We start from the raw sequence: 17,077 nt of genomic DNA, 5'->3' as shown, positions 1-17,077 counted from the left end.
GTGTTCCCGGAAGCATCCTACAACTTCATAAGTAACAGAGTAGTACCAATAGGGAAATAAAGTACCAGAAGCCTGACCAGCAATTAAAGTAGTAATCGGAGAAGGACATTGTCAGTTCCAACCGGAACAGCATAAGAAATAGTTCTACCACACACTCCAGGATCATTATTTTGAGTAATGTTATGGTGGACAAGAAATAACCGTAGTTCATTATCATTAACAGTACATCAAACGAGCAAGAAGTAGTATTACCCGAAGCATCTACAACTTGATAAGTAACAGTAGTATACCCACAGGGAAAACAGTACCCGAAGCCTGACCAGCCGTCATAGAAGTAATAGCCCCCGGACAGTTACAGCCCCAACCGAGTAGTGTAATGTAACAGTAGCACCACATAATCCCGGATCAGTATTAACAGTAATATTTGCAGGACATGCAATAGTTGGTGCTTCATTGTCAGTAACAGTAACATTGAACGAACAAGAAGCAGTGTTACCCGAAGCATCCGTAACCTGATAAGTAACAGTGTAAGTAGTCCAATAGGAATAAAGTACCAGACGCCTGTCCAGCAGTCATAGCTGTAGCAGAGCCAGGACAGTTATCCGCTCCAACCGGAATAGTATAAGTAACAATAGCCCCACAAGAACCAAGATCATTGTTAACGTTGATATCCGCTGGACAAGAAATAGTAGGAGCTTCATTATCATTAACAGTAACATCAAATGAGCATTGAGCCGTGTTCCCAGAAGCATCCGTAACCTGATAAGTAACAGTAGTAGTACCGATAGGGAAAATAGTACCCGAAGCCTGACCAGCAGTCATAGCCGTAACAGAGCCAGGACAGTTATCGGCTCCAACCGGAGCAGTATAAGTAACAGTAGCACCACAAACTCCAGGATCAGAGTTTACAGTAATATTAGCAGGACAAGAAATAGTAGGGTTTTCATTGTCGGATACAATTATATCAAAAGTACATACTGAAGTGTTTCCAGCAGCATCTTCAATGTTGTAAGTAATAGTAGTTGTTCCATTATTAAAAGTTGTACTTCCCAATAAATTTAAACCAGTACCCGGAGATGTTCCAGTAGTAGCTCCAGTTAATGACCATGTAATTAGTGTTATTGCGCAGTTGTCAGAAACAACAGGATCAGCAGGATCAAGTGTTGCAGTACATACTCCTGGATCATTATTGATATTAACATTGACAGGGCAAGTATTAATAGAAGGAGCTTCATTATCATTAACAGTAACATCAAAAGAGCAAGAAGTATTATTACCCGAAACATCTACAACTTGATAAGTAACAGTAGTAGTACCTACTGGGAAAACAGTACCAGAAGCCTGACCAGCCGTCATGGAAGTAATAGCCCCCGGACAGTTATCAGCCCCAACCGGAGTAGTGTAAGTAACAGTAGCACCACATAATCCCGGATCAGTATTAACAGTAATATTTGCAGGACATGCAATAGTAGGTGCTTCATTATCTGTAACTGTTACATCCTGTGTACAAGTATTGGTATTACCATTAACATCTGTCACTGTCCAGGTCACAGTAGTAGTCCCCACAGGATAAGTATCATTAGCAGAAGCCGTACCGTTATAGTCATTAATTACCGTAGCCACCGCACAGTTATCAGCTGTAGCAGTAGGAGCAGGCACCACAACCGCCGCATCACAAGAAGCAGCATCATTAGATACCGTCACGTTAGCCGCACAAGTAATAGTAGGCGCTTCATTATCAGTAACTGTTACATCCTGTGTACAAGTATTGGTATTACCATTAACATCAGTTACTGTCCAGGTAATAGTAGTAGTTCCAACAGGATAAGTATCATTGGCAGAAGCCGTACCGTTGTAGTCATTGATTACCGTAGCCACCGCGCAGTTATCAGCTGTAGCAGTAGGAGCAGGTACCACAACCGCCGCATCACAAGATCCAGGATCATTGTTCACAGCAACGTTAGCAGCACAAGTGATAGTAGGTGCTTCAGTATCATTTACAATCACATCTTGTGTACAGAACTGTGTATTACCAGAAAGATCCGTTACCTCCCAGGTCACAGTAGTCGTACCAACAGGATAAGTATCATTAGCCGAAGCCGTACCATTGTAATCATTTAAAACAGTAGCTACCCCACAGTTATCAGCTGTAGCTGTAGGAACCGGAACTACAACAGCCGCATCACAAGATCCAATATCATTAGACACAGTTACATTAGCCGCACAAGTAATAGTAGGCGCTTCAGTATCATTTACAATCACATCCTGTGTACAAGTATTGGTATTACCATTAACATCCGTCACTGTCCAGGTCACAGTAGTAGTCCCCACAGGATAAGTATCATTAGCAGAAGCCGTACCGTTGTAGTCATTAATTACCGTAGCCACCGCACAGTTATCAGCTGTAGCTGTAGGAACCGGAACTACAACAGCCGCATCACAAGATCCAATATCATTAGACACAGTTACATTAGCCGCACAAGTAATAGTAGGCGCTTCAGTATCATTTACAATCACATCCTGTGTACAAGTATTGGTATTACCATTAACATCCGTTACCGTCCAGGTCACAGTAGTAGTCCCCACAGGATAAGTATCATTAGCAGAAGCCGTACCGTTGTAGTCATTGATTACCGTAGCCACCGCGCAGTTATCAGCTGTAGCAGTAGGAGCAGGTACCACAACCGCCGCATCACAAGATCCAGGATCATTGTTCACAGCTACGTTAGCAGCACAAGTGATAGTAGGTGCTTCAGTATCATTTACAATCACATCCTGTGTACAGAACTGTGTATTACCAGAAAGATCAGTTACCTCCCAGGTCACAGTAGTAGTACCCACAGGATAAGTATCATTAGCAGAAGCCGTACCATTGTAATCATTTAAAACAGAAGCTACCCCACAGTTATCAGCCGTAGCTGTAGGAACCGGAACTACAACAGCAGCATCACAAGATCCAATATCATTAGACACAGTTACATTAGCCGCACAAGTAATAGTAGGCGCTTCAGTATCATTTACAATCACATCCTGTGTACAAGTATTAGTATTACCATTAACATCTGTCACTGTCCAGGTCACAGTAGTAGTCCCCACAGGATAAGTATCATTAGCCGAAGCCGTACCGTTATAGTCATTAATTACCGTAGCCACCGCACAGTTATCAGCTGTAGCAGTAGGAGCAGGCACCACAACCGCCGCATCACAAGAAGTAGCATCATTAGATACCGTTACATCAGCCGCACAAGTAATAGTAGGTGCTTCATTATCAGTTACTGTTACATCCTGTGTACAAGTATTGGTATTACCATTAACATCCGTCACTGTCCAGGTCACAGTAGTAGTCCCCACAGGATAAGTATCATTAGCCGAAGCCGTACCGTTGTAGTCATTGATTACCGTAGCCACCGCGCAGTTATCAGCTGTAGCAGTAGGAGCAGGTACCACAACCGCCGCATCACAAGATCCAGGATCATTGTTCACAGCAACGTTAGCAGCACAAGTGATAGTAGGTGCTTCAGTATCATTTACAATCACATCTTGTGTACAGAACTGCGTATTACCAGAAAGATCAGTTACCTCCCAGGTCACAGTAGTAGTACCCACAGGATAAGTATCATTAGCAGAAGCCGTACCATTGTAATCATTTAAAACAGAAGCTACCCCACAGTTATCAGCCGTAGCAGTAGGAACCGGAACTACAACAGCAGCATCACAAGATCCAATATCATTAGACACAGTTACATTAGCCGCACAAGTGATAGTAGGCGCTTCAGTATCATTTACAATTACATCCTGTGTACAAGTATTAGTGTTACCATTAACATCTGTCACTGTCCAGGTCACAGTAGTAGTCCCCACAGGATAAGTATCATTAGCAGAAGCCGTACCGTTGTAGTCATTAATTACCGTAGCCACCGCACAGTTATCAGCCGTAGCAGTAGGAGCAGGCACCACAACCGCCGCATCACAAGAAGCAGCATCATTAGATACCGTCACGTTAGCCGCACAAGTAATAGTAGGCGCTTCATTATCAGTAACTGTTACATCCTGTGTACAAGTATTGGTATTACCATTAACATCAGTTACTGTCCAGGTAATAGTAGTAGTTCCAACAGGATAAGTATCATTAGCCGAAGCCGTACCGTTGTAGTCATTGATTACCGTAGCCACCGCACAGTTATCAGCTGTAGCAGTAGGAGCAGGTACCACAACCGCCGCATCACAAGATCCAGGATCATTGTTCACAGCTACGTTAGCAGCACAAGTGATAGTAGGTGCTTCAGTATCATTTACAATCACATCCTGTGTACAGAACTGTGTATTACCAGAAAGATCAGTTACCTCCCAGGTCACAGTAGTAGTCCCAACAGGATAAGTATCATTAGCCGAAGCCGTACCATTGTAGTCATTGATTACCGTAGCCACCGCGCAGTTATCAGCTGTAGCAGTAGGAGCAGGTACTACAACCGCCGCATCACAAGATCCAGGATCATTGTTCACAGCAACGTTAGCAGCACAAGTGATAGTAGGTGCTTCAGTATCATTTACAATCACATCTTGTGTACAGAACTGTGTATTACCAGAAAGATCAGTTACCTCCCAGGTCACAGTAGTAGTCCCAACAGGATAAGTGTCATTAGCCGAAGCCGTACCATTGTAATCATTTAAAACAGTAGCTACCCCACAGTTATCAGCTGTAGCTGTAGGAACCGGAACTACAACAGCCGCATCACAAGATCCAATATCATTAGACACAGTTACATTAGCCGCACAAGTGATAGTAGGCGCTTCAGTATCATTTACAATCACATCCTGTGTACAAGTATTAGTATTACCATTAACATCAGTTACAGTCCAGGTAATAGTAGTAGTTCCCACAGGATAAGTATCATTAGCCGAAGCCGTACCGTTGTAGTCATTGATTACCGTAGCCACTACGCAGTTATCAGCCGTAGCAGTAGGAGCAGGCACCACAACCGCCGCATCACAAGAAGCAGCATCATTAGATACCGTTACATCAGCTGCACAAGTAATAGTAGGTGCTTCATTATCAGTAACTGTTACATCCTGCGTACAAGTATTGGTATTACCATTAACATCAGTTACTGTCCAGGTAATAGTAGTAGTTCCCACAGGATAAGTATCATTAGCCGAAGCCGTACCGTTGTAGTCATTGATTACCGTAGCCACCGCGCAGTTATCAGCTGTAGCAGTAGGAGCAGGTACTACAACCGCCGCATCACAAGATCCAGGATCATTGTTCACAGCAACGTTAGCAGCACAAGTGATAGTAGGTGCTTCAGTATCATTTACAATCACATCTTGTGTACAGAACTGTGTATTACCAGAAAGATCAGTTACCTCCCAGGTCACAGTAGTAGTCCCAACAGGATAAGTGTCATTAGCCGAAGCCGTACCATTGTAATCATTTAAAACAGTAGCTACCCCACAGTTATCAGCTGTAGCAGTAGGAGCAGGCACCACAACCGCCGCATCACAAGAAGTAGCATCATTAGATACCGTTACGTTAGCCGCACAAGTAATAGTAGGCGCTTCATTATCAGTAACTGTTACATCCTGTGTACAAGTATTGGTATTACCATTAACATCAGTTACTGTCCAGGTAATAGTAGTAGTTCCCACAGGATAAGTATCATTAGCAGAAGCCGTACCGTTGTAGTCATTGATTACCGTAGCCACCGCGCAGTTATCAGCTGTAGCAGTAGGAGCAGGTACTACAACCGCCGCATCACAAGATCCAGGATCATTGTTCACAGCAACGTTAGCAGCACAAGTGATAGTAGGTGCTTCAGTATCATTTACAATCACATCTTGTGTACAGAACTGTGTATTACCAGAAAGATCAGTTACCTCCCAGGTCACAGTAGTAGTCCCAACAGGATAAGTGTCATTAGCCGAAGCCGTACCATTGTAATCATTTAAAACAGTAGCTACCCCACAGTTATCAGCTGTAGCTGTAGGAACCGGAACTACAACCGCCGCATCACAAGATCCAATATCATTAGACACAGTTACATTAGCCGCACAAGTGATAGTAGGCGCTTCAGTATCATTTACAATCACATCCTGTGTACAAGTATTAGTATTACCATTAACATCAGTTACAGTCCAGGTAATAGTAGTAGTTCCCACAGGATAAGTATCATTAGCCGAAGCCGTACCGTTGTAGTCATTGATTACCGTAGCCACTACGCAGTTATCAGCTGTAGCAGTAGGAGCAGGCACCACAACCGCCGCATCACAAGAAGTAGCATCATTAGATACCGTTACGTTAGCCGCACAAGTAATAGTAGGCGCTTCATTATCAGTAACTGTTACATCCTGTGTACAAGTATTGGTATTACCATTAACATCAGTTACTGTCCAGGTAATAGTAGTAGTTCCCACAGGATAAGTATCATTAGCAGAAGCCGTACCGTTGTAGTCATTGATTACCGTAGCCACCGCGCAGTTATCAGCTGTAGCAGTAGGAGCAGGTACTACAACCGCCGCATCACAAGATCCAGGATCATTGTTCACAGCAACGTTAGCAGCACAAGTGATAGTAGGTGCTTCAGTATCATTTACAATCACATCTTGTGTACAGAACTGTGTATTACCAGAAAGATCAGTTACCTCCCAGGTCACAGTAGTAGTCCCAACAGGATAAGTGTCATTAGCCGAAGCCGTACCATTGTAATCATTTAAAACAGTAGCTACCCCACAGTTATCAGCTGTAGCTGTAGGAACCGGAACTACAACAGCCGCATCACAAGATCCAATATCATTAGACACAGTTACATTAGCCGCACAAGTGATAGTAGGCGCTTCAGTATCATTTACAATCACATCCTGTGTACAAGTATTAGTATTACCATTAACATCAGTTACAGTCCAGGTAATAGTAGTAGTTCCCACAGGATAAGTATCATTAGCCGAAGCCGTACCGTTGTAGTCATTGATTACCGTAGCCACTACGCAGTTATCAGCCGTAGCAGTAGGAGCAGGCACCACAACCGCCGCATCACAAGAAGCAGCATCATTAGATACCGTTACATCAGCTGCACAAGTAATAGTAGGTGCTTCATTATCAGTAACTGTTACATCCTGCGTACAAGTATTACCATTAACATCAGTTACTGTAACATCAGTTACTGTCCAGTAATAGTAGTAGTTCCCACAGGATAAGTATCATTAGCCGAAGCCGTACCGTTGTAGTCATTGATTACCGTAGCCACCGCGCAGTTATCAGCTGTAGCAGTAGGAGCAGGTACTACAACCGCCGCATCACAAGATCCAGGATCATTGTTCACAGCAACGTTAGCAGCACAAGTGATAGTAGGTGCTTCAGTATCATTTACAATCACATCTTGTGTACAGAACTGTGTATTACCAGAAAGATCAGTTACCTCCCAGGTCACAGTAGTAGTCCCAACAGGATAAGTGTCATTAGCCGAAGCCGTACCATTGTAATCATTTAAAACAGTAGCTACCCCACAGTTATCAGCTGTAGCTGTAGGAACCGGAACTATAACAGCAGCATCACAAGATCCAATATCATTAGACACAGTTACATTAGCCGCACAAGTAATAGTAGGCGCTTCAGTATCATTTACAATCACATCCTGTGTACAAGTATTGGTATTACCATTAACATCAGTCACTGTCCAGGTCACAGTAGTAGTCCCCACAGGATAAGTATCATTAGCAGAAGCCGTACCGTTGTAGTCATTAATTACCGTAGCCACTGCGCAGTTATCAGCTGTAGCAGTAGGAGCAGGCACCACAACCGCCGCATCACAAGAAGTAGCATCATTAGATACCGTTACATCAGCTGCACAAGTAATAGTAGGTGCTTCATTATCAGTAACTGTTACATCCTGCGTACAAGTATTGGTATTACCATTAACATCAGTTACCGTCCAGGTAATAGTAGTAGTACCCACAGGATAAGTATCATTAGCCGAAGCCGTACCGTTGTAGTCATTTAAAACAGAAGCTACTCCGCAGTTATCGGCCGTAGCTGGAACCGGAACAATGACTGTGGCATTGCATAATCCAGGATCTGTATTAACAGAAATATTACCAGAACAAGTAATGGTTGGGTCTGTATTATCTGCAGGGATAACATCAAAAGTACAAGTGTTTGAATTACCAGTTGGGTCAGTAGCTGTTAAAGTAATAGTAGTTGTTGTTGTAATGTTGGTTCCAACTGCTACATCTTGAGTTACAGTTACTGGATTACATAAATCTGATGTGGTTGCAAGACCTGTAAAATCTATTATTGAATATTGACAAGTAGCATTAAGATCAACATTTTGATTAGCCGGACAAGTAATAGTTGGAGCTGTTTGGTCTGGAGGCAAAGTTCCTACAGTTCTGTATTCAAGAACAACTTCCCAAGTAACATTTCCAGCTACTCCAGGGCATCCTACAATACCAGCAGCAGTTGCGTTGTATGTACCAACAGAAGTAAATGCGGCTTGCGGAAAGGTTAGAGATCCAATAGGAATATTTATAGTTTGAGGTCCGGTGTCCGCTTCATGTGGTCCGGCTCCATCAGCTTCATAACCTTGCCATGTAAAATCGAAAGAAGTTGGGGCATCACAATTATATGTTTGTGAGAAAAACACATTGCTAACTGCTACTGTTCCCGGACAATTGACATTGGTTTGAACAGTTGATGAGTTTTGAGTAGTTGTATTTGGAATATCTGCAATTTGATATAACCAAGTAGGATCACTGTTACCTACTGGATCCATATCACCCACGTCTGAACTGACGGATAGAATTCTGAATTCAACCGTTATCTGGGCTGTTACGGCATGAGTCACCATTAACAGGCCAACACACCACAAAGTGCGCAGCAGAGTAAGTTTAACAAATTTTTGCATCAAAGAGATTTTACCATCTCACCCAAAGTGGAAGCAAGATAGTAATTTTAGGACGAATAAAAATTATTTTGGATGCCTAAAACGCTTGAAATTAGCTATTTGTTAAATCTCTAACAGAAAAAACCTAACTATCTAGTTTAAGAACTGCTAAAAATGCTTCTTGCGGAACTTCAACATTTCCAACTTGACGCATTCTTTTCTTCCCTTTTTTCTGTTTTTCAAGAAGTTTTCTCTTACGGGTAATGTCACCACCATAACATTTAGCGGTAACATCCTTTCTTAAAGCTTTAATTGTCTCTCTGGCTACAATTTTGGCACCTATCGCAGCTTGAATAGGAATTTCAAACTGTTGACGAGGAATTAATTCTTTAAGTTTTAGACAAATCTTTTTTCCCAAATCAAAAGCATTGCTTCTATGTACAAGAGCAGAAAGTGCATCAACCTGATCACCATTCAATAATATATCTAATTTGATAAGGTCAGATTTTTTATATCCTATTGGATAATAATCAAATGACGCATATCCTTTAGAGATTGTTTTCAGTTTATCATAAAAATCAAATACAATCTCACCCATAGGCATTTCAAATGTTATTTCAACACGATTTTGAGTTAGATACACTTGATTTTTTAGTTCACCTCTTTTCTCAATGCAAAGCGTCATGATTGCTCCAACATAATCTGACTTGGTGATAACCTGAGCTTTAATGTAAGGTTCTTCAACATAGTCCATTACAGATGGATCAGGTAATTCAGATGGATTGTTAACAACCAAAGGATCTCCACCTTTTTTCATGTAAGCCTTATAAGATACGTTTGGTACAGTTGTAATAACTGTCATGTCAAATTCTCTTTCCAAACGTTCTTGAATAATTTCCATGTGAAGCATTCCAAGGAATCCACATCTAAAACCAAATCCTAAAGCTGCAGAGCTCTCTGGTTCAAATGTTAGGGATGCATCATTGAGTTGAAGTTTTTCCATTGAAGCTCTCAACTCTTCATACTCATCTGTATCTACTGGATAGATACCTGCAAATACCATAGGTTTAACATCCTCAAAACCCTGAATTGCATTTTGACAAGGATTTGAAACTTGCGTAATAGTATCACCTACTTTAACCTCATTTGCTTTTTTAATACCTGAAATTATATATCCAACATCTCCTGTTCCAACTTTATTTCTTGGTTCCATACTCATACGTAGGATACCAATTTCATCCGCTTCATATTTTTTGCCAGTAGCAACAAATTGTACTTCGTCTCCTTTATTTATTTCTCCATCAAAAACTCTGAAATATGCAATGATTCCTCTAAAAGGATTGAAAACTGAATCGAAAATCATAGCGCGCAATGGTTTGTCTTTATCACCTTTTGGAGGTGGAATACGATTTACAATTGCTTCTAAAATTTGATCTACTCCCAAACCTGTTTTTCCACTAGCAGGAATTACGTCATCAGCACTGCAGCCGATTAAATCTACAATTTGATCAGTTACGGCTTCAGGTTCAGCACCAGGCAAATCCATTTTATTTAAAACCGGAATAATTTCCAGGTCATTTTCAAGAGCCAAATATAAATTTGATATAGTTTGGGCTTCAATTCCTTGAGCGGCATCTACTATAAGTAAAGCGCCTTCACAAGCAGCAATAGATCTGGATACTTCGTATGAAAAGTCAACGTGACCGGGAGTGTCAATTAAGTTCAATACATATTTCTGACCTTCAAACATGTAGTCCATTTGAACGGCGTGGGATTTAATTGTAATTCCTCTCTCTCTTTCCAGGTCCATGTCATCAAGAGCCTGGTTTTTCATTTCCCTTTCAGAAATAGTATTTGTTGTCTGTAGCAACCTGTCTGCCAAGGTGCTTTTCCCGTGATCAATGTGGGCTATAATACAGAAGTTCCGTATGTTATTCATGCTTGCAAAAATAAGTGTTTTTTTACCTGATAGTGCAAGTGTTAACGGAATATTTATTTAAGATTTTGCTAACTTCGAAATCAAATCAAATATTTATGCGCAAATCGATTGTAATATATTGTCTATCAGTAGCAATGATATTCATTTCATGTGGATCAAATGAAGATGCTTCTAACAAAGATGATCACCAAAATTCAAACTTAACTTCAGAATCTGATCCAGATACATCAGATTTATCTGTTGATGAGTTAATTGATTCAAATGTAATTGACAGTAATAATGAATTGTTTAGTAAATATTTTGGAGAAAAGTTGATAGCCAAAATAGATAACTATATGTCAACATATGAATCGTTGCAGACAGCTAAAGAATTTGAGAAATGTTATGATCAAGGTAAAGACTTATTCAAGGATTTGTTTGATGCATATTACAATCCTCAAACTGAATACATGAAGAAATTAAAAAAGGACAACGAGAATGAATACGGATTTTATGATCCAGTTAATATTTTGGATAATGAGTTCTTTGATATGACGGGGAAAATGGGTCCAATTGTTTTTACTTGTGTTGCTGAATGTACCGAGATAGATTTTACATATGATCAGGAAAAACTGCTTGAAAAGGCAAAATTAACAGAAGGAAATGATGATGAGTTGTTTCTTGAATATGCTACAGAAATATATGGTCCTAATTGGACTTCAGGATCATTTGAATGGCCGGTTTGGTATGTGCAAACATGGGATTATGGTGGATCAAGTAAAATTGGAGACGGTACGCTTAAAAAGTACATAAAGAAACACCAAGAATTGGAAAGTAAATTGAATCTCTTTTCGGTAAAAATGAAATACATCAAAGATCATATGCTCGAAGAATTGAGTCATGTTGGATCATACATGAAATCTAAAGAGATGGTTTTAAAAGAGTATGATGAGATTTTAGAAATGGACTTTTTTAATGAAGAAGAAAAAACAAAGATTAGAGATGCAAGGGCTAAATTAGAAGGAGAAACAGAAGATTATATTCAATTCAATTGTGAAAGTGGAGACTGCTCTTATGGGTAGTTTTTAAACTTTTGAAAAAGTTTGGCACGGAATTTTCATTACTTCAATTGAATTAGACTAATTGATTCATGGATTTTGGGTTAGCCACACTGGGAAGTGTGGCTTTTTTTATGCTCTTTAGTCAACCCTATCAATGGTGGTTTCGTATATATTTGCAATTAACCCGGAACTTTTTAGATGAAATACCTGATTGTTTTTTTAAGTTTTTGCTTTCTTAATTCTGCCAAAAGTCAAGGAATAGCTTTTACTTATAATCCGCAAAGTCAATACAGTTTTTTGTTTAGGGATGTTTGTCAGACATCAGATGGAGGATATGCCATTGCATTTGATTATTACAATGCGTTGATGGATATTAGAAGTGGCTTGCTTAAAATGAATCAATATGGTTATGTAGAGTGGTCCAAGGTGTTTGATATTCCACATGCGGATGCCAGCTGTAGTTTTAATGTGGTTCAGGATGCCAGTGGTAATCTGTATTTACATGGATTGTATAAAAATGGGTTATCATTATTTATGACTCCAACTTTAACAAAAGTTGACGTAACGGGAAATGTTATTTTTCACAAACAATTTCCCCTGGAGGTTCCTTCAAGTTCATATTCAATAGGTAGAATGCATCTTTTGGATGATGGAAATATTCTGATGTTGGCGTCTATTTATAATCAAGTTTTTTTAGCCGAATTAACACCAAATGGTGACATGGTTTGGGGGAAATCAATTTTTAATGATGAGTTAGGGACTGGGAAAAATCCAGGGTTTGATGTATTGCCTTTACAAGATGGAAGGTTTTTAACTTCAGGTAAAACCTATAATGATTTTGTTTTGACTTCATTTGATGCGAGTGGAAATTTGGAGTGGATTGAGTATTATAATATTGGATCATACTGTCATGTACAGTCATTGGTTCAGACATCAAGCGGAAGTGTTTATGCAAGTGGATATGTAGAAGAATCCGGAAATAATTTTAATGTAATTATTGAGCTAGACCCTGTAAATGGAGATATTTTATGGGTAAAAAGAGTATTTCTTCCAACTGCACAGGATTTTGGTTTCTCTAAAATTTATGACACTGGAAATGGATTATTGACTACCTGCGCCATATATACCACCGTGCCTTTTCAAACATCAGATGTGTTGTTGAGATTTGATTATAGCGGAAACATAGTTCAAGGTGCTACTACCAGTGATCAAATTATCATATCTGAATATACTGATATGATTGTTTTGGACACTAATGAGTTTATATATATTGGATGGGAAGGTGAAGACATTTTTAATGATCAGGAGAGTTTCATGATCAAAACCGACAACATTCAAAATTTATCATGTATTACAGGAGTACCTTTGTTGATTGATACGTATGATTATTTTGATTTTTCAGATACTTCGCATACACAATCTATCCTGAATTATAATCCTGGAGCTGTAGTGGATACTATTGTAATTTCATTAAACTCCCTACCAGTTTTTGATCAAATTTGTGATGTATTGATTCAAGATGAAATACAGGATGATAAATTTCAAATTTTCCCAACGGTTGTGAGTACTTCGCTCCATGTTTCGGGAGAATCCTTAATGGGTAATTTTTATGAAATTTTGGACATTAAAGGAAGTTTAGTTTTAAAAGGTGTAGCCGATAAGGATCAGTTTACGGTTGATTGTTCAACACTTCAATCTGGAAACTACATCATAAATATCTCTACTGAACAAGGACTACAATCTCAAAAGTTTGTAGTTAAATAGTTACCTCCATTTTTCGACTGAAAGTTCAATTTTGACCTTTTTGAATTTAGTTGAAAGTACACTTATAATTGTGCTTAAATCTTTAGATTCTTCTATTAATGTGCAGGGGTCTGTCAAAGAAATCTCTCCCTTTTCATAATTCACTTTGGCTTTACTGATAGCATTATTGAATGATGTTTTTGTAGCTTCACCTAAGGCAACTTCTTGAGCATATTGAAGGTAATCTTTTAAGTAGCTTACGCCAATGTTTTCAGGTAATCCAAAATCATCCGGATCTACAGATGAGAAAAACACCAATTTATCTTTGGCACGGGTAATTAGTACATTTAACCTGTTGCCTCCACTTTCCTGATTTATTGGACCAAAATGCAATCGAAAATTTCCGTCTTCATCTTTGGCATAACCAAGAGAGATTAACACCACTTCGCGCTCAATTCCTTGCACATTTTCAAGGTTTCTGACCAGTAATTCCTCTACATTGCCTTTACATTTTTTAGCTATGGTTTTCTCAATTAATTGTTGTTGTTCTCTTGAAAATGAAACGACAGCAATATCCGAGTATTTTATTGAAGAATGATTGTTAATCCACCTTGCAATTCCATCAGCCTCTGCTTGATTTTTTCTGTCAATAAACTTCCCGTCAACCTTTATAAATTCTATGGGTATTTCCTCTGTATTAGGAGGTAAGGTTAATAACTCATTATCGTAAAAATAACGGTTAGAGAAATCTATCAGTGCTGGATGATTACTTCTATAGTGCCATTTTAACATCACATTTTTAAAGGCCACATCTGCCTTTGTTAAAAGTGTTTCAGAAGAGGAGTTAGAGGTAAAAAATGAGCCTGGAGGCATTTGTTTATCATCTCCAACAACAATTACTTGTTTTGCTCTATAAGCAGAGGGTATCGCATCTTCAAGTGGAATTTGACTTGATTCGTCAAAAATCACCACATCAAAAATAGCATTCTCACAATTCAACCTCTCCGATACGGCTAAAGGATTCATCATCCAAATTGGATAAATGTCTTTAATGTATTCCCAACATTCAGTGGTGAATTGTTTTAAAGAAATATGTCTTTGTTTTTTAGAGGCTTCATGAATCAATATTTTTCTTTCCGCCTTTAAGATTTTTTTACGTTCTTTTTGATTCTCATTAAGTTTAGAGGCAGGTGTTGCAATTAGTTTTTCTTTTTCAAATATTTTTTGCTGTTGTGAGATTTTTAATGCTTCAATATTGTTTGAAAAAACTTCGGCTATATCCTCATTGTATTTTGAAATTTCTTTGACAAGTGAATCTCCATTAAGCATTTCAAATATGGGGTAGAATCTTTTTTGTTGAATTAATGCTTGATGTGTTACAATTGCTGATAGTTTGTCTATTGTGAGATTGTTTGCGGCAATAAAGTTTCTTACTTCAACTGAGAGCATAAAGTATCGTTGTAATTCAATGCTGAGATTTCTCAATTGATTGAGTTCACCTTTAATTTGCTTAATAAGTTGTTCAACAACTTCAAAAGTTAAATTGATATTGTCCTCTACAATGAATTTATACAAGTGTAGAAAATGCTGAATTTTTGGGTGAAGTGAACTTAACTCTTCAATTAAATTAAAGCTGTCTTCATGTTCCAAAATACTGATATAGGCATTTTCAGAAATTTCATCCAATTTGCTGCGAAGGGATAAAATTTGCTTGATTTCAGTAGCTGGTTCATTGATATTAAAATCATGTTTTAGCTTGATACAATGCTCTTCAAATTCTGCTTGAAGATTATACTCATTGCGCAATTCTTCTAACAATTGAAGTTTGGCGATATCAGATAAGTTAGAATCAAAAGCCAAAAAGGCATTTCTAATGCGCTCGTTTTTTCTTTTTAAGATTCCGAATATTCCCTTAGGTGCATGCTGATGTTTGATAAGGTCTATCAATTCAGTAATTTCCACTTTAGTTGGTTTAGTTTTCCAATTTTTAGTGGCATTCTGTGCTCTTTCAACTTTACTTTTAAGCAGTACGTATTTTTTAGCTGCATTGGCAAATTTTTGATACGATTTTGAATCTTTATTAAGTAAGTCTAATTGCGTTTTATTGACCATGTTCAAAATACTTGCAGCTAATGCTAAATGGGTCAATGGTTTAATTTCAACATCCAATTGAAATTTGAGTTTAACTTCTTGCAGATGATCTAAAGTTTGTTGAATTTCATCTAGGCGTTTAGCTAACTTGTCAATCGGATCTTTTTCAGAAAAAACTGCTTTGTTAAGTACTATAAAACCTGCATCTGATAGGCTGTGAATATTAGAATTGGAACATACGGTTTGTTCAAATTCTGCCAAGAATGATTTATGTTTAAACCAGTCATTATAATTGGGGCAGCTTCCAATAAATCCTAGATCATCTTTCTTATATCCACTATTAATAAGATAAAGGATTTTTTGATGTATTGATCCTCCAAATTCTACCTCTTCTTTTTGGTATTGATTCAAGTAAAATTGGAGTAATGAAGATGTTGGTTGAACAGTGTTGATTTGCTTGTTTTCTGAAGGTGTGGTTAGTTTATCCCAATCAGTTTTTAAATCAGAGAAAAAGGATTTTTTTTCATCTTTTTCTGTGTTTAAAAAGGCAGTCATTCTGTCCAGGCCAAGTGACTGTAATCTGTCGTAAACAACCTCCAAGGCAGATTTTTTTTGTGATACAAAAAGAACTTTTTTACCCAGTGATAAATAATGTCCTATTAATCCAACAATAGTATGCGATTTACCGGTTCCCGGTGGTCCTTGTATCACAAGATTGTTTGAAGTGGCGGATAAAATTGCTGCTTGTTGTGAAAAATCTAAGGGAATGATCGGATAAAGCTTGTTGTTGTGTTCTATTTGTATTTCATTCCCCTCTAAAAGTTGAGTAACTGTTGGGTTTTGTTTTTTACTTATGATTTCAAAATCTTTCCCTAAGGAACTTTTTTTGTAATTAAAGTTTCCAATTGCTTCGCATTCAATGTACTGCCATTCTTCTATATCATCAATTTCAGGCTTAAAAACAACAGCATGTTTGTCAACTGAAAGCTGCTCCTTTATTATAGAAGGTATTACTGATTTATCTTCTACATAATCAGGAAATTGTATATCATAAAACTGTTTGAAACTGTGAATGAGAATAGGATTTACGAAATACGGATCTTCTTCATTTGTATCTATTCGATACGTCGTTTCTATCTTTCTTTCAGCAACTATTGATGCAGGTTTGTATAATAATGGAGAAATGAAAAATTGCTCTTTTTGTGGAGATTTCCATTTCAAAAAACTATGTACTTCTAAACAAGTTTCAAGATCGTATTCCCTTTTAAAAAAAAGTGATTGTTGATGGATTTTTCTAAGTACTGAATTAGATGTTTGATCCTTGAACCAAAGCTTATTCAGATTAACATGTATAAAGGGATTACGGGCAGATAGATCATACAATCTAC

Annotated in this window: 8 protein-coding genes; 2 read left to right on the top strand and 6 right to left on the bottom strand. The window is 38.3% G+C overall.

The features are described from left to right. Positions 1–25: 25 nt before the first annotated feature. The 5 genes from K6119_RS19490 to lepA form a co-directional block, all read right to left on the bottom strand. Complete coding sequence (locus tag K6119_RS19490) at positions 26–352, bottom strand: HYR domain-containing protein (RefSeq protein ID WP_418889086.1); 327 nt, start codon at positions 350–352, stop codon at positions 26–28. Then, positions 327–557 carry an HYR domain-containing protein gene (locus tag K6119_RS19485; protein WP_418889085.1) on the bottom strand — a complete coding sequence of 77 codons (231 nt, stop codon included), beginning with the start codon at positions 555–557 and terminating at the stop codon, positions 327–329. The genes K6119_RS19490 and K6119_RS19485 overlap by 26 nt, the downstream gene beginning before the upstream one ends. Next, positions 493–7,077: an HYR domain-containing protein gene (locus K6119_RS10120; RefSeq protein ID WP_237828165.1), complete on the bottom strand. Its 6,585-nt coding sequence runs from the start codon at positions 7,075–7,077 to the stop codon at positions 493–495. Before K6119_RS10120 ends, K6119_RS19485 begins: the two co-directional genes overlap by 65 nt. A 77-nt stretch (positions 7,078–7,154) precedes the next feature. After that, positions 7,155–8,897 (bottom strand): HYR domain-containing protein, encoded by a 1,743-nt coding sequence (locus K6119_RS10115; RefSeq protein ID WP_237827986.1) that lies wholly within the window; start codon positions 8,895–8,897, stop codon positions 7,155–7,157. A gap of 124 nt (positions 8,898–9,021) precedes the next feature. After that, a complete protein-coding gene (lepA, locus tag K6119_RS10110) occupies positions 9,022–10,815 on the bottom strand; it encodes a translation elongation factor 4 (protein ID WP_221839089.1) in 1,794 nt (597 codons plus the stop codon). A gap of 95 nt (positions 10,816–10,910) precedes the next feature. Between lepA and K6119_RS10105 the strand changes: the two genes are divergently transcribed. Both K6119_RS10105 and K6119_RS10100 read left to right on the top strand, forming a co-directional pair. Beyond that, the gene (locus K6119_RS10105) at positions 10,911–11,876 is read left to right on the top strand and encodes a hypothetical protein (protein ID WP_221839087.1); all 966 of its coding nucleotides are present in this window, start codon (positions 10,911–10,913) and stop codon (positions 11,874–11,876) included. 177 nt (positions 11,877–12,053) lie between these two features. After that, entirely contained in the window at positions 12,054–13,619 is a 1,566-nt protein-coding gene (locus K6119_RS10100) for a T9SS type A sorting domain-containing protein (protein ID WP_221839085.1), read from the top strand. On the opposite strand, the gene K6119_RS10095 is transcribed toward K6119_RS10100, so the two are convergent. Beyond that, on the bottom strand, positions 13,620–16,910 hold the full coding sequence (locus tag K6119_RS10095) for a DEAD/DEAH box helicase (protein ID WP_221839083.1): 3,291 nt from the start codon (positions 16,908–16,910) through the stop codon (positions 13,620–13,622). It lies immediately after the preceding gene. Positions 16,911–17,077: the final 167 nt, after the last annotated feature.

This window comes from Paracrocinitomix mangrovi (genome assembly GCF_019740355.2).
GTDB lineage: Bacteria > Bacteroidota > Bacteroidia > Flavobacteriales_D > Crocinitomicaceae > Paracrocinitomix > Paracrocinitomix mangrovi.
This window is presented reverse-complemented; position numbering and strand designations above follow the sequence as displayed.